General features: G+C 60.7%; 19 protein-coding genes and 1 pseudogene (1 of these 20 running past the window's edge). 5 read left to right on the forward strand and 15 right to left on the reverse strand.

From position 1 onward, the window contains the following. The 6 genes and pseudogenes from msrQ to EPZ47_RS25135 all read right to left on the reverse strand — a co-directional run. Nucleotides 1-107, reverse strand: a pseudogene (gene msrQ / locus EPZ47_RS25110) (protein-methionine-sulfoxide reductase heme-binding subunit MsrQ); it reaches 513 nt to the left of the window's first position. Next, complete coding sequence (gene msrP, locus EPZ47_RS25115) at nt 107-1,120, reverse strand: protein-methionine-sulfoxide reductase catalytic subunit MsrP (RefSeq protein WP_135847182.1); 1,014 nt, start codon at nt 1,118-1,120, stop codon at nt 107-109. Before msrP ends, msrQ begins: the two are co-directional and overlap by 1 nt. A 63-nt stretch (nt 1,121-1,183) precedes the next feature. Then, the gene (gene pssA, locus EPZ47_RS25120; RefSeq protein ID WP_135847183.1) at nt 1,184-2,041 is read right to left on the reverse strand and encodes a CDP-diacylglycerol--serine O-phosphatidyltransferase; all 858 of its coding nucleotides are present in this window, start codon (nt 2,039-2,041) and stop codon (nt 1,184-1,186) included. Between the two features lie 144 nt (nt 2,042-2,185). Next, nucleotides 2,186-3,202, reverse strand: a complete 1,017-nt coding sequence (ilvC, locus tag EPZ47_RS25125; protein WP_003185459.1) for a ketol-acid reductoisomerase — start codon at nt 3,200-3,202, stop codon at nt 2,186-2,188. Nucleotides 3,203-3,247: 45 nt separating this feature from the next. Next, the gene (ilvN, locus tag EPZ47_RS25130) at nt 3,248-3,739 is read right to left on the reverse strand and encodes an acetolactate synthase small subunit (RefSeq protein WP_003205610.1); all 492 of its coding nucleotides are present in this window, start codon (nt 3,737-3,739) and stop codon (nt 3,248-3,250) included. Nucleotides 3,740-3,741: 2 nt separating this feature from the next. Then, on the reverse strand, nt 3,742-5,466 hold the full coding sequence (locus tag EPZ47_RS25135; protein WP_135847184.1) for an acetolactate synthase 3 large subunit: 1,725 nt from the start codon (nt 5,464-5,466) through the stop codon (nt 3,742-3,744). Between the two features lie 401 nt (nt 5,467-5,867). On the opposite strand from EPZ47_RS25135, the gene EPZ47_RS25140 reads away from it, so the two are divergent. Next, nucleotides 5,868-6,290, forward strand: coding sequence for a DUF4124 domain-containing protein (locus tag EPZ47_RS25140; protein ID WP_420825044.1), 423 nt, complete (start codon nt 5,868-5,870; stop codon nt 6,288-6,290). Between the two features lie 6 nt (nt 6,291-6,296). On the opposite strand, the gene EPZ47_RS25145 is transcribed toward EPZ47_RS25140, so the two are convergent. From EPZ47_RS25145 to mrcB, 3 genes are read right to left on the reverse strand one after another with little or no spacing between them, the layout of a single operon-like run. Next, nucleotides 6,297-6,626: a YqcC family protein gene (locus EPZ47_RS25145; protein WP_135847185.1), complete on the reverse strand. Its 330-nt coding sequence runs from the start codon at nt 6,624-6,626 to the stop codon at nt 6,297-6,299. Further along, complete coding sequence (locus EPZ47_RS25150) at nt 6,626-7,345, reverse strand: tetratricopeptide repeat protein (RefSeq protein WP_135847186.1); 720 nt, start codon at nt 7,343-7,345, stop codon at nt 6,626-6,628. The genes EPZ47_RS25145 and EPZ47_RS25150 overlap by 1 nt, the downstream gene beginning before the upstream one ends. Nucleotides 7,346-7,361: 16 nt before the next feature. Beyond that, on the reverse strand, nt 7,362-9,680 hold the full coding sequence (mrcB, locus tag EPZ47_RS25155) for a penicillin-binding protein 1B (protein ID WP_135847187.1): 2,319 nt from the start codon (nt 9,678-9,680) through the stop codon (nt 7,362-7,364). Between the two features lie 116 nt (nt 9,681-9,796). Here mrcB and EPZ47_RS25160 point away from each other — a divergent pair, with 116 nt between their 5' ends. From EPZ47_RS25160 to EPZ47_RS25170, 3 genes are all read left to right on the forward strand, one after another. Further along, the gene (locus EPZ47_RS25160) at nt 9,797-11,353 is read left to right on the forward strand and encodes a bifunctional aminoglycoside phosphotransferase/ATP-binding protein (RefSeq protein WP_135847188.1); all 1,557 of its coding nucleotides are present in this window, start codon (nt 9,797-9,799) and stop codon (nt 11,351-11,353) included. Nucleotides 11,354-11,444: 91 nt separating this feature from the next. Then, on the forward strand, nt 11,445-11,786 hold the full coding sequence (locus tag EPZ47_RS25165; RefSeq protein WP_135847189.1) for a pentapeptide repeat-containing protein: 342 nt from the start codon (nt 11,445-11,447) through the stop codon (nt 11,784-11,786). 234 nt (nt 11,787-12,020) lie between these two features. Beyond that, nucleotides 12,021-12,293 (forward strand): TfoX/Sxy family protein, encoded by a 273-nt coding sequence (locus EPZ47_RS25170; protein ID WP_135847190.1) that lies wholly within the window; start codon nt 12,021-12,023, stop codon nt 12,291-12,293. Between the two features lie 245 nt (nt 12,294-12,538). On the opposite strand, the gene EPZ47_RS25175 is transcribed toward EPZ47_RS25170, so the two are convergent. Genes EPZ47_RS25175 through EPZ47_RS25190 form a run of 4 tightly spaced genes read right to left on the reverse strand, consistent with a single transcriptional unit; the run spans nt 12,539 to nt 16,088 of the window. Next, nucleotides 12,539-13,387 carry a ChaN family lipoprotein gene (locus EPZ47_RS25175; RefSeq protein ID WP_135847191.1) on the reverse strand — a complete coding sequence of 283 codons (849 nt, stop codon included), beginning with the start codon at nt 13,385-13,387 and terminating at the stop codon, nt 12,539-12,541. Nucleotides 13,388-13,408: 21 nt separating this feature from the next. Then, on the reverse strand, nt 13,409-14,176 hold the full coding sequence (locus tag EPZ47_RS25180) for a heme ABC transporter ATP-binding protein (RefSeq protein ID WP_135847192.1): 768 nt from the start codon (nt 14,174-14,176) through the stop codon (nt 13,409-13,411). After that, entirely contained in the window at nt 14,176-15,159 is a 984-nt protein-coding gene (locus EPZ47_RS25185) for a FecCD family ABC transporter permease (RefSeq protein ID WP_178084338.1), read from the reverse strand. Before EPZ47_RS25185 ends, EPZ47_RS25180 begins: the two co-directional genes overlap by 1 nt. A 50-nt stretch (nt 15,160-15,209) precedes the next feature. Further along, the gene (locus EPZ47_RS25190) at nt 15,210-16,088 is read right to left on the reverse strand and encodes a heme/hemin ABC transporter substrate-binding protein (RefSeq protein WP_135847194.1); all 879 of its coding nucleotides are present in this window, start codon (nt 16,086-16,088) and stop codon (nt 15,210-15,212) included. Between the two features lie 262 nt (nt 16,089-16,350). Here EPZ47_RS25190 and EPZ47_RS25195 point away from each other — a divergent pair, with 262 nt between their 5' ends. After that, on the forward strand, nt 16,351-16,668 hold the full coding sequence (locus EPZ47_RS25195; protein ID WP_135847195.1) for a Rieske (2Fe-2S) protein: 318 nt from the start codon (nt 16,351-16,353) through the stop codon (nt 16,666-16,668). On the opposite strand, the gene sfsA is transcribed toward EPZ47_RS25195, so the two are convergent. Both sfsA and EPZ47_RS25205 read right to left on the reverse strand, forming a co-directional pair. Next, on the reverse strand, nt 16,624-17,379 hold the full coding sequence (gene sfsA, locus EPZ47_RS25200; protein WP_135847196.1) for a DNA/RNA nuclease SfsA: 756 nt from the start codon (nt 17,377-17,379) through the stop codon (nt 16,624-16,626). The two genes, EPZ47_RS25195 and sfsA, sit on opposite strands and share 45 nt — an antisense overlap. Beyond that, the gene (locus tag EPZ47_RS25205; protein WP_135847197.1) at nt 17,379-18,551 is read right to left on the reverse strand and encodes a pyridoxal phosphate-dependent aminotransferase; all 1,173 of its coding nucleotides are present in this window, start codon (nt 18,549-18,551) and stop codon (nt 17,379-17,381) included. The genes sfsA and EPZ47_RS25205 overlap by 1 nt, the downstream gene beginning before the upstream one ends. Nucleotides 18,552-18,747: the final 196 nt, after the last annotated feature.

Raw genomic sequence — 18,747 nt, forward strand, 5'->3', positions numbered from 1 at the left:
TTGCCCGGGTCAGGCCCCAAGGTGTTCATCAACGCTTCGTAAAGCCAGAACAACGGCCAAACCGCCGCGGCGACAAAGACGCCAATTCGCCAGACTGGAAAACGCATCAGTAGTCCTTCCTCAAGTCCATCCCTGCATATAAAGAAGCGACTTCATCCTGATAGCCGTTGAACATCAACGTATCGCGAACATTGGGACTGAATAACCCGCTCGGCAAACGGCGTTCGTGCGCCTGGGTCCAGCGCGGATGATCGACCGTCGGATTGACGTTGGCATAGAAGCCGTATTCATCGGACGCAATACTCTGCCAGGTCGTCTTCGGCTGCTCGCTAACCAGGCTGATACGTACAATCGACTTCACACTTTTGAAACCGTACTTCCACGGCACCACCAACCGCAACGGCGCGCCGTTCTGGTTCGGCAACTCCCGTCCGTACATTCCTACCGCCAGGATTGCCAGCGGGTTCATTGCCTCGTCCAATCGCAAGCCCTCGACATAAGGCCAGTCGATCAAGGCGAAGCCGGAGCGCTGCCCGGGCATGGTTTTGGGATCCTGCAGGGTTTCGAAGCGGATGTATTTGGCCTTGGAGGTCGGCTCGATCTGCTTGAGCAGTGCGGAAATGGGAAAGCCAATCCACGGGATGACCATCGACCAGGCTTCGACACAGCGCAGTCGATAAATCCGCTCCTCCAACTGATAGGGCTTCATGAAGTCTTCCAACCCATAACGCCCCGGCTTGCCCACCTCCCCGTCCACCACCACGCTCCAGGGTTCGGTTTTCAAGGATCCGGCATTCGCCGCCGGGTCGCCCTTATCGGTCCCGAACTCATAGAAGTTGTTGTAGTGGGTGGCGTCTTTGAACGGCGTAATGGGCTCATTCTTGACCGTGACCGCGCCCCATTGAGTGGACGGCAGTTTCTCGGCAAACCAGGATGGCGCCTTGCCGGGCTCGACATCGGCATACCGCGCCGCGTCGGCAGCACTGGCCCAACGCGGCAGGCCGCTCACGGCAAGGCCGGCCATGGTTGCGCCCAGCATTTGACGACGAGATAGATAGAGGGATTCGGGCGTGACGTCCGATTCACGGCAGTCGGACGACTTGGGGATCTTGATTAGCATGACAACTCCGCAGTATTGGAGGGCAGGTGCACCAATAGACTGCGGAGTATGGGGGAAATTACATCACTCGGCGCTTTTGTGGCGACGCAAGTGCAACAGGTATTGAACCGGGCCGGACGCCGCGTAAGCGAGGAATACCAGTAACAGAATTCGCGGCGGATCACTGAAGACCACCGCGAACACCAGCACCACCGCCAGAATCGCAACGAATGGCACACGCCCCTTCAAGTCCAACTCCTTGAAGCTGTTGTACTTGATGTTGCTGACCATCAGCATCCCGGCCGCCGCTACCAGCAACGCCACCAGGAACGACATTTTCGAACCCTGGATGCCATAGTCGCTGAATGCCCAGACCACACCGGCCACCACACCTGCAGCTGCCGGACTGGCCAAGCCGATGAAGTAACGCTTGTCAGCCTTGCCTACTTGGGTGTTGAAACGCGCCAGGCGCAACGCCGCACCGGCTACATAGATGAAGGCGACCATCCAGCCGACCTTGCCCATGTCCCCCAGCGCCCAGCCGAAAGCTAACAAAGCCGGCGCCACGCCGAAGGCCACCATGTCGGACAGCGAATCGTACTCGGCACCGAAAGCGCTCTGGGTATTGGTCATGCGGGCCACGCGCCCGTCCAGACCGTCGAGCACCATGGCAACAAAGATCGCAATGGCAGCGAAGGCGAAGTAACGACTCGCCCCAGCACTGTCACCGGCGCTCAACGCGGCCTGAGCGCTCATGGAACTGATGATGGAATAGAAACCGGCGAACAGGTTCGCGGTGGTGAACAGATTCGGCAGCAGATAGATGCCACGATGCCGGACCTTACGGCCTTCAGCGTCATGGCCTTCTTCGATGTGCTCATCGATGGGTAGCAGGCTTTCGGCGTCAGGAGCCTGGTTTGGCTCGTCGGGACGTTCGCTCATGGACAATACCTTGCAACGGTGTGAAAAAATTCGACAGGTGTCTGGGACGACGGTTCGACCGCAAACGATGCAGCTTTATACCAGAAGCCACCGCCCAAACGAAAAAACGCGGCCAAGGCCGCGTTTTTCGATCAAGCTCGCGACTTAGTTCTTGGCCTTGTCGACGATCTTGTTGGCACCGATCCACGGCATCATCGAGCGCAGTTGCTCGCCGATGATTTCAATACCGTGAGCGGCGTTGTTACGACGCTTGGCGGTCATCGAAGGATAGCCGGTGGCGCCTTCACTGATGAACATCTTGGCGTATTCGCCATCCTGAATGCGTTTCAGGGCGTTGCGCATAGCCTGGCGGGACTCGGCGTTGATCACTTCCGGACCGGTCACGTATTCGCCGTATTCAGCGTTGTTGGAGATCGAGTAGTTCATGTTGGCGATACCGCCTTCGTACATGAGGTCAACGATCAGCTTCAGTTCGTGCAGGCACTCGAAGTAGGCCATTTCTGGCGCGTAGCCCGCTTCAACCAGGGTTTCGAAGCCGGCTTTGACCAACTCGACGGTACCGCCGCACAGAACGGCTTGTTCGCCGAACAGGTCGGTTTCGGTCTCGTCCTTGAAGGTAGTTTCGATGATGCCGGTACGACCGCCGCCGACGCCAGCTGCGTAGGACAGGGCCACGTTCTTGGCATTGCCGGACGCATCCTGGTAGATCGCGATCAGGTCAGGGATACCGCCGCCTTTCACGAACTCGGAACGTACGGTGTGGCCCGGGGCCTTCGGCGCGATCATGATCACGTCGAGGTCGGCGCGTGGCACAACCTGGTTGTAGTGGATCGCGAAGCCGTGGGAGAAGGCCAGGGTGGCGCCTTTCTTGATGTTCGGCTCGATTTCGTTTTTGTACAGGGCAGACTGGAACTCGTCCGGGGTCAGGATCATGACCAGGTCGGCGGCAGCAACGGCGGAAGCCACGTCGGTGACTTTCAGGCCATGGGCCTCAGCCTTGGCAACGGTGGCCGAGCCCTTACGCAGGCCAACAGTCACGTCAACGCCGGAGTCTTTCAGATTGCACGCCTGGGCGTGACCTTGGGAACCGTAGCCGATGATGGCGACTTTCTTACCCTGGATGATCGACAGGTCGCAGTCTTTATCGTAGAAAACTTTCATGAATTTCCCCTCTATCCGGCCTTTCAGGCCATTCGCTAATTTGGTTTAGATGCTCAGTACTTTGTCGCCACGGGCAATCCCGGTGACGCCACTGCGTACGGTTTCCAGAATCGAGGCAGTGCCGATCGATTGAATGAAGCTGTCGAGCTTGTCGCTGGTACCGGTCAACTGAACGGTATAGACGCTGGCGCTGACATCGACGATCTGCCCACGATAAATATCGGTAGTGCGTTTGATCTCGGCACGCTGTGCGCCGGTGGCCTTGACCTTGACCAGCATCAGTTCGCGCTCGATGTGAGCGCTTTCCGACAGGTCCACCAGCTTGACCACCTCGATCAGCTTGTTCAGGTTTTTGGTGATCTGCTCGATGATTTCATCGTGGCCAACAGTGGTCAGCGTCAGACGCGACAGGGTCGGGTCTTCGGTTGGCGCCACGGTCAGGCTTTCGATGTTGTAGTTGCGCTGCGAGAACAGGCCCACTACACGAGACAGAGCACCCGGTTCGTTTTCCAGAAGCAGGGAAATAATATGTCGCATGATTAGGTACGCTCCGTCTTGCTCAGCCACATATCGCGCATGGAGCCGTCTTTGATCTGCATCGGGTAGACGTGCTCACTGGTGTCGACCGCAATATCGATCACCACCAGGCGGTCCTTCATGGCGAACGCTTCCTCCATCTTCGACTTCAAATCTTTCGATTCGGTGATGCGTACGCCGACGTGACCGTAGGCCTCTGCGAGCTTGACGAAATCAGGCAGCGATTCCATGTAGGAATGCGAGTGACGGCTGCCGTAGCTCATGTCCTGCCACTGGCGAACCATGCCCAACACACCGTTGTTCAGGATGACGATCTTCACCGGCAAACCGTATTGCAGGCAGGTGGACAGTTCCTGGATGTTCATCTGGATGCTGCCCTCGCCCGTGACACAGGCAACGTCGGCATCCGGAAAACTCAACTTGATGCCCATGGCCGCCGGAAAACCGAAGCCCATGGTGCCCAGGCCACCGGAGTTGATCCAGCGGTTGGGCTTGTTGAACTTGTAGTACTGCGCGGCGAACATCTGGTGCTGGCCCACGTCGGAGGTCACAAAGGCATCGCCCTTGGTCACTTCGCACAGGGTTTCGATTACGGTCTGCGGCTTGATTATGCTGCCGTCGCCCTTGTCATAAGGGAACAGGCCACGATCGCCACGCCATTCATCAACCTGCTTCCACCAACTGGCCACGGACTCCTTGTTCGGAGCCTCGCCGATTTCCTTGAGGATGGCGACCATTTCGGTCAGCACGCTCTCTACCGGACCGACAATCGGCACGTCTGCCTTGATGGTCTTGGAGATGGACGCCGGGTCGATGTCGATGTGGATGATCTTGGCGTTCGGGCAGAACTTCGCCGGGCCGTTGATGACACGGTCGTCGAAGCGCGCGCCGACTGCCAGGATCACATCGGCATGGTGCATCGCCAGGTTGGCGGTGTAGCTGCCGTGCATGCCGAGCATGCCGATGAACTGGCGATCGGTGCCCGGGTAGGCACCCAGGCCCATCAGGGTATTGGTGACCGGCAGGTTGAGCATTTTTGCCAGTTCAGTCAGCGGCGCTGAGCCACCGCCAAGGATCACACCACCGCCGGAGTACAACACAGGGCGCTTGGCCGCCAGCAGCATTTCAGCTGCCTTGCGGATTTGCCCGGAGTGACCGCGTACGGCCGGACTGTAGGAACGCAGCTTGGCTTTTTTCGGGAAGATGTATTCGAACTTCTCGGCCGGGTTGGTCATGTCTTTGGGGACATCGACCACGACCGGGCCCGGACGACCGGACTCAGCCAGGTAGAAGGCCTTCTTCATGACTTCCGGGATTTCCGACGCGTGCTTGATCATGAAGCTGTGCTTCACGATCGGCCGGGAAATACCGATCATGTCGGTTTCCTGGAACGCATCGGTGCCGACCATAGTGCTAGGCACCTGACCGGAGATGATCACCATCGGGATAGAGTCCATGTACGCCGTGGCGATACCGGTGATGGCGTTCGTGGCGCCTGGACCGGAAGTCACCAGTACCACGCCGGCCTTGCCGGTGGCACGGGCATAGCCGTCAGCCATATGAGTGGCCGCCTGCTCGTGACGAACCAGGATATGGGTCACTTCCGGTTCTTTGAACAGGGCATCATAGACATGAAGAAGAGCACCACCGGGGTACCCGTAGATATATTTGACGCCTTCGTCACGCAAAAAGCGGACGAGCATCTCACCGCCAGATAAAAGCTCCACGTTGTTCACCTCTAAAACGCCAGAATACCGACCCACAACAAGGGGACGGGTCTTAATAGGTTTACTTCTCGGCAGAGCATGAGCGACGGTGGTCGCCGACTACGTCAGCACTGACTGAGCAAGTATTGGGATCGTCCCAAGTGTTGCGGGCCTTTCCCACCCAGCGCGAGGTAACGCGTTGCGGGTGTAACAGGTCGGCGCGGATGTGCGCCTCATGATCTGCCGAGTGGGTCTGCTTCTGGCAGTCCCTCTACAGCGGACTTTGGATTCTTCTGTTTCGTCTTCTGCAAGTCAAGTCGTCAATGTACTTTATTCGAAGTAAGCGCATGAGAACGCAAGAAAAAACCTTTAAACGGCAACTGTGTTAGCTTCAATTGCGCAACCCACGACAAGGAAACAGCATGCGAATGTTCTTCTTGATGGCCAGCTTGCTGGTTGGCCTGAGCCCGACCTGCATGGCCGGTCAGGTCTACAAATGGGTGGACGCCCAAGGCGTGACGCATTTCGGAGCCCAGCCGCCCGAAGGCGTGCAGACCACGACCGTGATCAAGTCCTCGCCGTCCGTCGCTAAACCACCAGCGCCCCCCTCTGGTGGAGTCATTGGCGACCAGAAGGCTATCGATCAACAGGTAAAGAAACAGATCGCAGAACAGCAGGCCCAGCTCAAGATGTTCTGCGATCAGGCCCGGACCAACCTGGCGCAATTGCAGAACAACCCGAGGGTGCGTGAGGACGTGGAAGGGGAAATGCGTCGCCTCACCGATGAAGAGCGACGCCAGCGGATCGATGAGACCCGCAAGCAGATCGAAGAACATTGCCAGTAATAGCGATCAACCGACGTCGCTGATCAACTGGTCAAACTGCGACAGCAGCCGCTGCAACTCGATGCCCTGCCCTGGCCGCTGGGCATAGACCATTTCAGCCATGGCGAGGATGCCTGAGGCGTTGGGCAGCGGCAGGTCATTTTCCAGGATGGCTTTCATCCGTGGCAGGAAAATCCATTGCAGCCATTGCTCGAAGTCCAGGGTATCCACCGCGAACGGCTCGACGCTGGCCAGCGCTTCGACGGAAGGCGAAACGCTGCTCCACCAGCCTTGGACCCTCAACTCCCGCTCGATCAGCAGCAACTGCTCGGCAATCAGGGGAAAACGCGTATCCATCAGAGCGAAACCTTAGCCTTCTGACGGGCCAACGCCGCGCCAGCGGAATCGCCTTGTTTCTCGCGAGCCTGGGCGATCAATTCCCACAGGCTGGCCTGAAGCGCCGGACGACCGCTGGTGAGTGTCAGGCCGCGACGGGCGAGTTGTTCGGCTTGCGGCGCATCGCCCTGGGCCATGCGCACCTGGGCCAGGCGATAAAGCACCTGCGGTTCACGCGGTGCTACTCGCTGGGCACGCTCCAGGCTGGAGGACGCACCATTGAGGTCGCCGCCGGCCTGCTGCTGTTGCGCGGTAGTGAGCAGGGCCAGCACCGGGCCGTCCAATTGCTCATCGGCGGACAAACCACCCGAACTGGCCGACGGAATGCGGCTCGGCGTCGAAGGCATGCTGTAGCTGCCCTGATCGATCGGCGAGGTCTCGATAGGCCCCGGGGTAATGGGGCCCGGCGTGATCGGCGTGCTGCTGATCGGCGCCGAGGTCGTAGCGCCACCACCCGGCACCATCACCACGACACCGGTGTCGCCTTGAGGGATCGCCTGAGGCTGGCCCTGCACCGGCCGCTTTACCGTCGTTTGCCGGAAACCGCCGTTGGCCGAGATCCGCTCACTGTTGGAAACAGCGGTGCCGGAATCAACGACCGGAATCGAACCGCGCTGTACGGTAGAGCAGCCACTGAGCAAAGCCACGGCCGTTACCGCTGGAATCAACCACTTGTTCACTTGAAACCCTCTTTGCTTAATTCACCCAATCCTTGACCCAATCCATCACCGACTCGGCGGGACTCGTGCTGCCACAGGCAGCACCGGGTGGCGGCTCGCTGCCGCGAATATACGGCATCTGTACAGCGCCCGGGCAATTGGCGTCGGAACCTTGTCCAGTGCGCGAATCGACCCAGGCCTGAACGATATTGTCCGGTTGTGGCATGTCCAACGGCAATGGGTCAGCCTTGCGCATGAAACTGGTCCAGACCTGCAACGCCCCCGTGGCGCCGGTGAACGGGGTCTTGCCGTTATCATCACGTCCAAGCCAGACCACCGCCAGCAGATCCTGGCTGAAACCGGCAAACCAGCTGTCGCGCGAATCGTTACTGGTACCGGTCTTGCCCGCCAGGTTCAAGGTCCGGGGCAGCACGTTATAAACCAAACTGCCGGTGCCTTCACGCATGACCCGCTGCATCGCGCTCTGGATCAGATAAATGGAAGCCGGATCAAAACGCTGCTGGATCTGGAACGGGTAACGCTTGAGCGGTTCGCCATCGGCGGTCAGCACGCTACGGATCCCGCGCATCGGCGTATTGAAACCACCGTTGGCCAGGGTCTGGTACATGGCCGCCACTTCGATTGGCGTGAGACCACCAGCCCCCAGCAGCATCGATGGGAAAGCCGGGAATTCGCGGCTTACCCCCAGGCGCGCCAGGGTCTTGAGTACGTTCGGCACGCCGATTTCCAACCCGAGGCGAGCCGTCGAGAGGTTGTAGGAATGCGCCAGCCCCTGGTACAGGAACACCGTCCCGTGGGAGCGGCGATCGTAGTTCTGCGGTTTCCAGACCTGCCCATCCGCCCCTTTGACCGAGAACGTTTCGTCCGACAGCCAACTGGTCAGCGTGTACTGGCTCGGTTTCTCCAGCGCGGTAAGGTACACCGCCGGCTTGATCAGCGAGCCGATCGGCCGCACAGCGTCCAGCGCCCGGTTAAAACCGGCGAAGCTGGCCTGGCGGCTGCCGATCATGGCCTGGACTTCGCCGGTTTCCGGGTTGGTCACCACCATGGCGGCTTCGACTTCGTCAGCGCCCTTGCGCCCGCCCAGCCGTTTGAAGGTGTCCTCGACCGAGGCTTCGGCCTTCATCTGTAGGATCGGGTCGAAACTGGTGAAGATGCGCAGACCTTCTTCGGTCAAGTCTTCGTCGCGGTAGTCTTCACGCAGCTGGCGCTTGACCAGGTCCATGAAGCCTGGGAACGAGCTGTCCGCCAGACTGCCGCGCTTGGTCACGCCCAGTGGCATTTTCTTTGCCGCTTCAACCTGCTCGGCGGTCGCCACGCCTTGTTGTTGCAACAGGTCGAGCACCAGATTGCGCCGCTCGAGGGCACGCTCCGGATTACGCCGCGGGTTGTAGGAAGACGGCCCCTTGACCATGCCCACCAGCAACGCCACCTGATGCAGCTTGAGCTCGGACAATGGCTGGCTGAAGAAGAACTGGCTGGCGAGACCGAAACCATGCACCGCCCGCTGACCGTCCTGGCCGATAAACACCTCGTTGAGGTACGCCTCCAGGATCTCCGGCTTGTCGTAGTGCAGCTCCAACAGCAGCGCCATCATGGCTTCGGTGAGCTTACGAGACAGACTGCGCTCGTTGGTCAGGTAGAAGTTCTTGACCAACTGCTGGGTCAGGGTACTGCCGCCCTGGCGCATATGGCCGGAGGAGGTGTTGACCCAAATGGCCCGGGCAATCGACTTGGGCGAGACGCCGAAGTGATGGTAGAAGTCGCGGTCTTCGACGGCGATCAGCGTATCGAGCAGGAACGGCGGAACCTGGTCGATCTTGATCAGGATCCGGTCTTCAAGGTTCTTGGGGTAAAGGCCACCAATCAACAGCGGCTCGAGGCGCACCACCGACAAGCTCGCATTGTTGGCGCCAGTCAGCGCAGCTACATAGTCGCCAGAGAAGCGCACCCGCACCGGTTGCGCCTGCTCCATGCCTTCATAGAACTGGAAACCGCGGGTATTGAGGTCGACGGTATTGCCATTGACCGAGGCCGCACCCGGACCATTGGCCACGCTTTCACGGCGATAACCCAAGGCATCGAGTTCGGTCAGGAAATCATCCTTGCTCAGCTTCTGTCCGACGAACAGCTCCAGCGGCCTGGCGTAGACCTTGGCCGGGATCGTCCAGCGCTTGCCGGAGAACTTCTCCTGGACCACGGCATCGAGATAGACCGCAAAACCGGCGAGCACGACAAGGCCCACCAGGCTAAGTTTAAGGGCCCAGCCCAGCCAGGGCCGCAGGCGGCTGGCGGGTGGTTTCTTGGGGGTACGGGGGGATCGGGTACGAGTCATGGCGGCGGATTATACGCACTTTGCGGCGGTTCAACATGAGCCCGACGAGGTTTGCGTTAACGTCGCTTGCGGCCATAATGACGGCCTTGAATTTTCCAGTCTCTGAAGGACCGCCCGTGAGCCAATCCCTGATCGCCGCCCTGCAAAACCCGGCCCTCTACCCGCATCCCGTCGAAGGGTTCCAGGTCATCGAAACCCACATTTCCTGGGTATTGCTCACCGGGCCATACGCCTACAAATTCAAAAAGCCGGTGAACTTCGGTTTCCTCGATTTCACCAGTCTCGAGGCACGCAAGCATTTCTGTGGCGAAGAGCTGCGCCTTAACCAGCGCTTGACCCAGGACCTGTACCTGGAAGTCCTGCCAATTACCGGCAGTGCCGAAGCGCCGCAATTGGCGGGCGATGGTCCGGCCATCGAATATGCCCTGAAGATGCGTCAGTTCCCCCAGAGCCAACTGCTCAGCACGCTGCAAGCCAACGGTGAACTGACCACCGCCCACATCGACGAAATGGCCACGCAGATCGCCCAGTTCCACCTTTCCACGCCCAAAGTGCCAGCCGACAATGCGGCCGGCACCCCGGACAGCGTGATGGCGCCGGTGCGGCAGAACTTCGAACAGATCCGCCCGTTCCTCAGCGACAAAGCTGACCTGTTGCAACTCGAAGCGCTGCAAGCCTGGGCTGAAAGCAGCTTTGATCGTCTCAAGTCGCTGTTCATCCAACGCAAGGCCGAAGGTTTCATCCGCGAATGCCATGGCGATATCCACCTGGGTAACATCACGCTGATCGACGGCAAAGTGGTGATTTTCGACTGCATCGAATTCAACGAGCCCTTCCGCTTCACCGACGTCTACGCCGACACCGCGTTCCTGGCGATGGACTTGGAAGACCGTGGCCTCAAGTCGCTGGCGCGGCGCTTCGTCAGCCAATACCTGGAACTGACCGGCGATTACCGGGGCCTTGAACTGCTGAACTTCTATAAGGCCTATCGTGCCCTGGTCCGCGCCAAGGTTGCGCTGTTCAGCATGCCGGCCGAAGCCGATCCGGTGCAGCGCGCCACCACCCTTCGCCAATACCGCAACTACGCCAACCTGGCCGAAAGCTACAGCACCATTCCGTCACATTTCCTGGCCATTACCCACGGCGTTTCGGCCGTAGGCAAAAGCCACGTCGCCATGCGCCTGGTGGAAGCACTGGGGGCGATTCGCCTGCGTTCGGACGTAGAGCGCAAGCGCCTGTTCGGCGAGCAACATGTGCCCAACGATCCACAAGCCGGTATCTATAGCAGCGACGCCAGCAGCGCCACCTACGCGCGCCTGCATGAAATCGCCGACATGATCCTGCACGCCGGATTCCCGGTGGTGGTCGACGCCACCTACCTCAAGCGCGACCAGCGCGATGCAGCAGCGAAAGTGGCTGAAGCCACGGGCGCACCATTCCTGATTCTCGACTGCAACGCACCGCAAGCGGTCATCGAAGCCAGACTCGCGCAGCGTCAGGCCGATCAGAAAGACCCCTCGGACGCGACTCTGGCGGTCATCGCTGCACAACAGGCCAGCCGTGAAGCCCTGACCCCGACGGAAATCCTTTGCAGCAAACGGGTCCAAACCAACGAAAGCGGTACCCTCGACGTCGTGGTTGCGCAGATCCGTCAGCGCCTGCCAGGCCTGTAGAAAACTATTTCGGCCGTGAAGCGAGACCCGGCTTCACGGCCGCCAAATAGTGGCACTATACTGGCGTCATAAAACCAACAGGTGCTATGAAATGAGCCTCCCCAAGCTTCTCAATACCCCGCTTTATGCCTTGCTGCGCAAAGACGATATTGCAGGTTTCAACAGTGAGCGCCCTCAAGGTCCGGTCGACATGCGCGGCGGTGATTTTCGTGGCCTTGATCTGCGGGAACTGAACGCCGACGACGTTGATTTCAGCGACGCTTACTTCCGCTCCGCTGATTTGCGCGGCATCGATTTTCGCAAAGCGTCACTGGAAGGCGCGAGCCTGGCCCACGCGCAGATATCCGGCGCCTACTTCCCGCCTGAGCTGTCTGCCGACGAGATTCTGATGTCGATGAACTTCGGCACCCGGCTGCGTTACCGCACCCGCTGATCCTGTGGAAACCGGGTAGGCCAAGACGCGGCCGCCCCGCCACAGACCGACCCGAACTCCAGCGCCCCCGCCCGCGCTGGAGGACGTATCGTGCGGCACCTTCCCACCGCATCGTGCGTAATGCATTAGAAGCTTTTGCGTCGAATCCCACCAAAGAATCACGCTTTTCCTACTGACCGCTACACTGCTCAGAAGCTTGCCCAATGCACCAATCGGCCGTCGCAAGGAGGCTCGATGAATGATGAGTTGCAACACCTGAAGAATCTCGGCAAGACATCAGCCCAGTGGCTGCATGCCGTCGGTATACACAGCGCCTCGGATCTACGCCGGCTTGGCGCGGTGGACGCCTATCGGGCCGTGCGCACTCGCGGCTTCCGGGCTTCCAAGGTGTTGCTGTATGCGATCGAAGGCGCATTGATGGATGTGCACTGGAACGACCTCCCCGCCGAACGCAAGGAAGCCCTGAATCAACAACTGGACGCTATCTCGACGCGGCATAAAGCCTGACTACCCTCGTTTTGCCGACTGACGTGGTAACCGTTCAGGTTATTTCGGGAAATCGAAAAACAATGTTTGACATGGTAATGAGAATCGCTATGATTACCACATCCGGTCGCGAGACTGGTCGATATTTGAACAGCCCTTGGTTCGGACTCTCAGATATCTCCTCATCAGGCTAATCACGGTTATTTGACCCGGCTTTTGCCGGGTCTTTTTTTGCCTGGAAAAAGCCTCTCTTCTTTAGCGCGATCTCACCCCTTGGTGTGTTCACGCATCTGTGCGCAGTAATCCTGAGGCGGTGTGGCCGGGGTGTACCACACATAGTCGGCCATGGTTGATGTCACGTCGCGGCCTTCCTCGGCCAGCATCAAGACGATCGGAGCTTCGCTGGCCCCAAGATCCAGCGCATGCAGCGGCACACCAACATCCTTTCGCCCATGCCAGGCGCCGGCGAACAACAATGCGGGGGTGGGCGCGTCCAGTAGACGTTCAGCCATGCGCCGGTCACGCTGCTGCTGGACCGCCAGCATCGCCGGCATTTGCGATTCAGGCAGCAGGCCGCAGTGGGATTCACGGATCTGTCCCAGCAGTTCCCCCTTCACAACCGTCGCATTGGTGCGAACGCCGCTCAAGCCCGGCGCTTGCCGATAGAAACGCTGGATCTCGGCGGCGTCCAGATTGGCCGCCAGCAAAGGATAAGGTTGCGTCAAGACGAACTCGATGACAGGCCCATACAGGCTCCAGTCCCAGCCCGGCGACCAATCCAGCGCACCGGGCAGGTCCTTCGGCAAGGTCGATAACTGGCGAACGGCAGCAATCCGTGGTTGCTGCTGCGGCGTCAGCATTTCCAGCAACAGACTGCCTTGAGCCCGCCTCTCGGCCAAGGCCTGAAGCAGCCATAGCTGTAGCGCGTGGTGATCGCGATTGTCGTGTTTTTCACCCACCACCACTCGAGACGCTGTCGCCAAACGCTCGACCAGCGCCTGGGGCGTGACGACCTGACCAGTGTGCAAGTCTCGGATCCGCCCGCTGACCGGGGGCGGCGCAATGCTCTGACAAGCCGTCAAGACACTCAATGCCAGGATCAGGATCAGCCGCACGTCTACATCCTCAAGAAACCCTCAACGGGCAATGATCAATGGATGCCCGCGCTCCGGATGGGACTGCACCAGCACTTCCAGGCCAAACACCGCTTTGAGCGGTTCCGGGCGCAGCACCTGCTGCGGCGTGTCCAGGGCCACGGGCCGGCCAGACGCAAGCAGCAACAGACGATCACAGTAACGCGCCGCCAGGTTCAGGTCATGCAGGATCACCAACACGGCAGCGCCGCGATCGGCGAATTCACGCACCGCCTGCAGGATGGTGTGCTGATGCAGTGGGTCGAGCATCGAGGTCGGCTCGTCCAGCAACAAAGTTTGACCCGCCTCACCCGGCCACAGTTGTGCCAACACCCGCGCCAGATGCACCCGCTGACGCTCGCCCCCGGACAACGCCAGGTAACTGCGTCCGTGCAGATGCGCCGCGTCCGCGGCTTGTAGCGCCGAGGCGACGATTTGCTCATCGCGTACCCGGCCACTCTGATGCGGCAGGCGCCCCATGCCGACGACTTCCTCGACACGGAACGCAAAGTCCAGGGTCGAGGACTGCGGCAAGACCGCCAGGCGGCGAGCGCGCTCGGCACCGTCCCACTGGGCCAGCGGTCGATCGTCGAGCCAAACCTGGCCCTGGGCCGGACGCAATTGACCGCACAGGCCGGCCAGCAAGGTACTTTTCCCCGCGCCATTGGGCCCAAGCACGCCGAGCACTTCACCGGGATTGAGTTGCAGATCGACGTCCGCCAGCACGCTTTGCCGACCACGATGAATGTGCAGGTTCTGCGCTCGCAACATCAGGCGCGCCCTCGCAACAATAAATAAAGGAAGAAAGGCGCCCCGATAAAGGCCGTGACGATACCAATCGGCAGTTCCGCCGGGGCCAGCGCCAAGCGTGCCACCAGATCGGCGAACAGCAGCAGGCTGGCACCTGCCAACACTGAAGCTGGCAGCAACACGCGATGGTCCGGGCCCGCTATCAGTCGCACCAAATGCGGCACCACCAACCCGACAAAACCGATCATGCCCGCTGCCGCCACCGCCGCGCCAACGCCCAGGGCCGTGCAGAACACCAATTCACGCTTGAGGCCTTCAACATCAACGCCCAAATGGGCCGCTTCGGACTCACCCAACAACAGCGCATTGAGCGCTCGGGCCCGACGTGGCAACCAGAGCGCCACGCCGGCGCTGACCAGCAACAACGGCCACAACCGCGCATAGCTGGCGCCGTTAAGACTGCCCAGGTTCCAGAACGTCAGGGTGCGCAGGGTCGCGTCGTCCGCCAGGTAGGTGAACAGGCCGACCGCCGAACCGGACAACGCGGTCAGGGCGATGCCGGCCAGGAGCATGGTCGCCACGTGGGTCTGGCCGTTGCGCCGACCGAGGCGATAGACCAGGGCCGTGACCCCAAGCCCGCCAAGAAACGCACACAACGACAACACATAAGGGCCGAACGCTTCGGGCAACCCACCCAGCGCCGAACCAGCGACAATCGCGAAGGCCGCCCCCAGCGCCGCGCCGCTGGACACGCCCACCAGCCCCGGGTCGGCCAGCGGGTTGCGGAACAGGCCCTGCATCGCCACACCGGACAATGCCAGCACTCCACCCACCGCCAACCCCAGCAAGGTGCGCGGCAAACGGATCTGGCCGAGGATCAGCTCAGCCTGCTCCAGACCATCGGCAGCGACCGGCAGACCCAGCAGGCGCAACGCGGCGCGCAAGGTGTCGAACAGCGGCAAGCTCACCGGCCCCAGGGCCAGGGACAGCCAGATCGCCAACAGGCACAGCAGGCTCAGGCCGATGAATAAGGTGCGCGGCTTGACCACCGGCCTCATGGCGCCTTGGCCGACGCGGCCGGATAGAACCCATCCGTCAGTTTCACCAGGCTTTGCGGCAACCGTGGCCCCAGCCCGCCCACCAACAACGTCGGGTCAAGTTCCATGACGCGTCCATCCCTGGCGGCCCGGGTCGAGGCAAGGATCGGGTTTTCCTTGAACAATGCCGCGCGGGCTTCTTCACCCTTCAAGGCACGGTCGGCGAAGACCAGCACCTCAGGATTCAGCCCGGCGAGGTTCTCCATGGAAAATGGCTTGTAACCGCTATGGGTCGCCAGATTGTGACCACCCGCCTGCTGCAACAGCCAGTCGGCGGCGGTGCCCTTGCCGGCAACCAAGGGTTTGCCGCCGGCGCCCCCGATCAACAGCAACACGCCGGGCGTCTTTTGCTTGAGTTGGATTTCGCTCACCCGGGCTTTTTGTTGGGCAAGCTGCTGTTGATAACCGTCGAACAGCTGCGCGGCCAGGGCCTCGGCCCCCAGCAATTGCCCCAGGTGCCGCAAATTGCCTTGCAGGGTCGGCAGATCCGGCGTGGCCGAGAACAGTTCGACCTGTACGCCGGCGCCGCGGATCTGCGACAGCACCGGGGGCGGCCCCATTTCTTCAGTGCCCACCAGGATCTGCGGGCGCAGGCTCAGCACGCCTTCCGCCGACAGCTGACGCTGATAACCGATACTCGGCAGGGCCCGCAAGGATTCGGGATGCTGGCTGGTGGTGTCCACACCCACCAGTTTCGATTCACCACCCAGCGCGCTGACCCACTCCGACAAGGCACCACCGGCGCTGACCCAGCGCTGCGGCAAATCGGCCGCAGTGGCCCACGGGCTGGCCAGCAGTGCGACACACAACCAAACAACACGGATATTCAGGCGCATCAGGCAGCTTCCTCAAAGAAGTTGTTCACAGGACCGGGCATGGACGTGCCAGGCCAAGTATCCTCAGTCACCTGCGAAGAAGGCGCCATTTGATAATTGTTTTCATTTGACCGTCAAGCATGAACCTTTTGCCACACGAAACCTGTGGGAGCGAGCTGCTCGCGATAGCGGTGTGTCAGTCACTGAAGTGTTCAATGTGGCGCCGTCATCGCGAGCAAGCTCGCTCCCACAGGGGCTCTTCAACACAAATATCGAGACACACATGAAGCTTCTTTGTACCGCTGCCCAATTGCCTGACAACGGCAGTCGTGGCTTCGACATCAATGGCCGCAAGGTGCTGATCGTGCGCCGCGCAGGCCGGGTTTATGCGTACCTCAACCGCTGCCCGCACCGCGGCGTGCCACTGGAATGGCAACCCGACCAGTTTCTCGACCCCAGCGCCAGCCTGATCCAGTGCGCCACCCATGGCGCACTGTTCCTGATCGAGGACGGTGAGTGCGTGGCCGGTCCCTGCGCCGGTCAATTCCTGGCGGCGTTAGACAGCCGGGAGGACGAACAAGGGATCTGGGTCGAGCTGTAGCGGTTCGAGCAGTACCGGCAATGGACGGTCCACCCACATCTCCTCCGGCGTCAGGCTGACCCCATAAGCCAGCACCTCGACACCTGCCGCCACCGCGTCGCGCAAGGCGGCCGCATACAGCGGGTCGATTTCCTGCGCCGGACGCACGGCCTCAATGCCGCTCAGGTTCACGCAATACAGCTGCACCGCCCGCACACCTTCCCGGGCCAGGCAGGCGAGTTCGCGCAGATGTTTGGCCCCGCGCTGGGTCACCGCGTCGGGAAACGCCGCCACGTTCGTGCCATCGAAACCCAGCGTGACACTTTTGACTTCGACCCAGGCCGAACGGTTGTCGTAGTCCAGCCGGAAATCGATACGGCTGTTTTCCTGACCATAGGCCACTTCACGCTTGAGCCCGGTAAACCCGTTCAATTCGGCGATGATCCCGGCGCGCAAGGCCTCTTCGATCAAGGCGTTGGCCCGCGCCGTGTTGATGCAGGCGAGCCGCCCCTGAGGGGTTTCGCCGACTTCCCAAGTACCGGGCAGCTTGCGCTTGGGATCACTGGAGCGACTGAACCAGACTCGCGCACCCTCTGTCATGCAATTAAGCATCGAGCCGGTGTTCGGGCAATGAATGGTCAGCAGTTCGCCATGAACGGTCTCGATATCGGCGAGAAAACGCTTATAACGTCGAATCAGACGCCCTTCTTCCAACGCAGGAGAAAAACGCATCAGCCTTGCCAGCTCCGCAGTCCGCGCTCGATTCGCGCCACCGCTTCCTGTAGCCGCGGCAGGCTCTGGGTGTAGGCGAAACGCACATGGTGGCCGGCCTGATGGCGGCCGAAATCCAAACCTGGCGTAAAGGCCACATGTTCGGTTTCCAGGAAATACTGGCAGAACGCAAAGGCATCGCCGCCGAACGCGCTGATATCGGCGTAGAGGTAAAATGCCCCTTGCGGCTCCACCGCAATACCGAAGCCCAACTCACGCAAAGCCGGCAGCAGAAAGTCGCGGCGCAACGCGAACTCGGCCCGACGTTGCTCGAAGATCTCGATGGTGGCGGGTTCGAAACAGGCCAGGGCCGCGTACTGGGCCATGCTTGGTGCGCTGATGTAGAGGTTCTGCGCAAGCTTTTCCAGCTCGCCGACGGCGGCCGAAGGCGCCACCAGCCAACCCAGTCGCCAGCCGGTCATGCCGAAATATTTGGAAAAACTATTAAGAACAAAGGCGTCGTCGTCGACTTCCAGCACGCTGGCGGCGTCGGTGCCGTAGGTCAGGCCGTGATAGATCTCATCCACCACCAGATGGCCGTTGTGCCCGCGGATGGCCTTGGACAACCCGGCCAGTTCGTCCCGGGTGAGGATCGTCCCGGTCGGGTTGGCCGGCGAGGCCACCAACGCGCCCACGCTGTCCTGGTCCCAATAACGGTTCACCAGGTCCGGCGTCAGTTGGTAACGCACATCCGGGCCCACCGGCACCAATTGCGCCGCGCCTTCCACCAACCGCAGGAAGTGACGGTTGCACGGATAGCCGGGATCGGCCAGCAACCAGTGCTTGCCTGGGTCCACCAGCAGGGCGCTGGCCAGCAGCAACGCGCCGGAGCCACCCGGGGTGATCAGGATACGCCGGGGGTCAATGTCCACCCCGTAGCGCTGCTTATAGAAACCCGCGATGGCTTCGCGTAATTCGGGAATGCCACGGGCCGCGGTGTAACGGGTCTTACCCGCTGCCAGCGCTGCCTGGCCGGCCTGGATGATCGGCTCGGCGGTGGTGAAGTCTGGCTCGCCGATCTCCAGGTGGATGACGTCGTGCCCGGCGGCTTGCAATTCATTAGCGCGGGCCAGCAGCGCCATCACATGGAAAGGTTCGATGGCGCGGCTGCGCGCACTATAGGGCTGAGCCATTAGCCTTCCTTACGTAAGAAAAAGAACCGATTCTACCCAAGCCGGGAACGAGCGCGAACCTAAAGAAGTCAGAGCCCTCGGATTGCTGGAAATGACTCCGGCGATTGGCCCAGGCTTGACTAGAATCAAGCATTGAGCAGGATTACATCTGCACCGAACCGAACCCGACCACGCTTTACAAAGCCCCCGACGGCCG

The sequence above is a fragment of the Pseudomonas viciae genome (assembly GCF_004786035.1).
In the GTDB taxonomy this organism is placed as follows: domain Bacteria; phylum Pseudomonadota; class Gammaproteobacteria; order Pseudomonadales; family Pseudomonadaceae; genus Aquipseudomonas; species Aquipseudomonas viciae.

What these genes read in the sequence shown, in the direction of transcription:
- msrP (WP_135847182.1), bottom strand. Translation starts at nt 1,120, where the DNA reads ATGCTAATCAAGATCCCCAAGTCGTCCGACTGCCGTGAATCGGACGTC.
- pssA (WP_135847183.1), bottom strand. Translation starts at nt 2,041, where the DNA reads ATGAGCGAACGTCCCGACGAGCCAAACCAGGCTCCTGACGCCGAAAGC.
- ilvC (WP_003185459.1), bottom strand. Translation starts at nt 3,202, where the DNA reads ATGAAAGTTTTCTACGATAAAGACTGCGACCTGTCGATCATCCAGGGT.
- ilvN (WP_003205610.1), bottom strand. Translation starts at nt 3,739, where the DNA reads ATGCGACATATTATTTCCCTGCTTCTGGAAAACGAACCGGGTGCTCTG.
- EPZ47_RS25140 (WP_420825044.1), top strand. Translation starts at nt 5,868, where the DNA reads ATGCGAATGTTCTTCTTGATGGCCAGCTTGCTGGTTGGCCTGAGCCCG.
- EPZ47_RS25145 (WP_135847185.1), bottom strand. Translation starts at nt 6,626, where the DNA reads ATGGATACGCGTTTTCCCCTGATTGCCGAGCAGTTGCTGCTGATCGAG.
- mrcB (WP_135847187.1), bottom strand. Translation starts at nt 9,680, where the DNA reads ATGACTCGTACCCGATCCCCCCGTACCCCCAAGAAACCACCCGCCAGC.
- EPZ47_RS25165 (WP_135847189.1), top strand. Translation starts at nt 11,445, where the DNA reads ATGAGCCTCCCCAAGCTTCTCAATACCCCGCTTTATGCCTTGCTGCGC.
- EPZ47_RS25170 (WP_135847190.1), top strand. Translation starts at nt 12,021, where the DNA reads ATGAATGATGAGTTGCAACACCTGAAGAATCTCGGCAAGACATCAGCC.
- EPZ47_RS25180 (WP_135847192.1), bottom strand. Translation starts at nt 14,176, where the DNA reads ATGTTGCGAGCGCAGAACCTGCACATTCATCGTGGTCGGCAAAGCGTG.
- EPZ47_RS25190 (WP_135847194.1), bottom strand. Translation starts at nt 16,088, where the DNA reads ATGCGCCTGAATATCCGTGTTGTTTGGTTGTGTGTCGCACTGCTGGCC.
- EPZ47_RS25195 (WP_135847195.1), top strand. Translation starts at nt 16,351, where the DNA reads ATGAAGCTTCTTTGTACCGCTGCCCAATTGCCTGACAACGGCAGTCGT.
- sfsA (WP_135847196.1), bottom strand. Translation starts at nt 17,379, where the DNA reads ATGCGTTTTTCTCCTGCGTTGGAAGAAGGGCGTCTGATTCGACGTTAT.
- EPZ47_RS25205 (WP_135847197.1), bottom strand. Translation starts at nt 18,551, where the DNA reads ATGGCTCAGCCCTATAGTGCGCGCAGCCGCGCCATCGAACCTTTCCAT.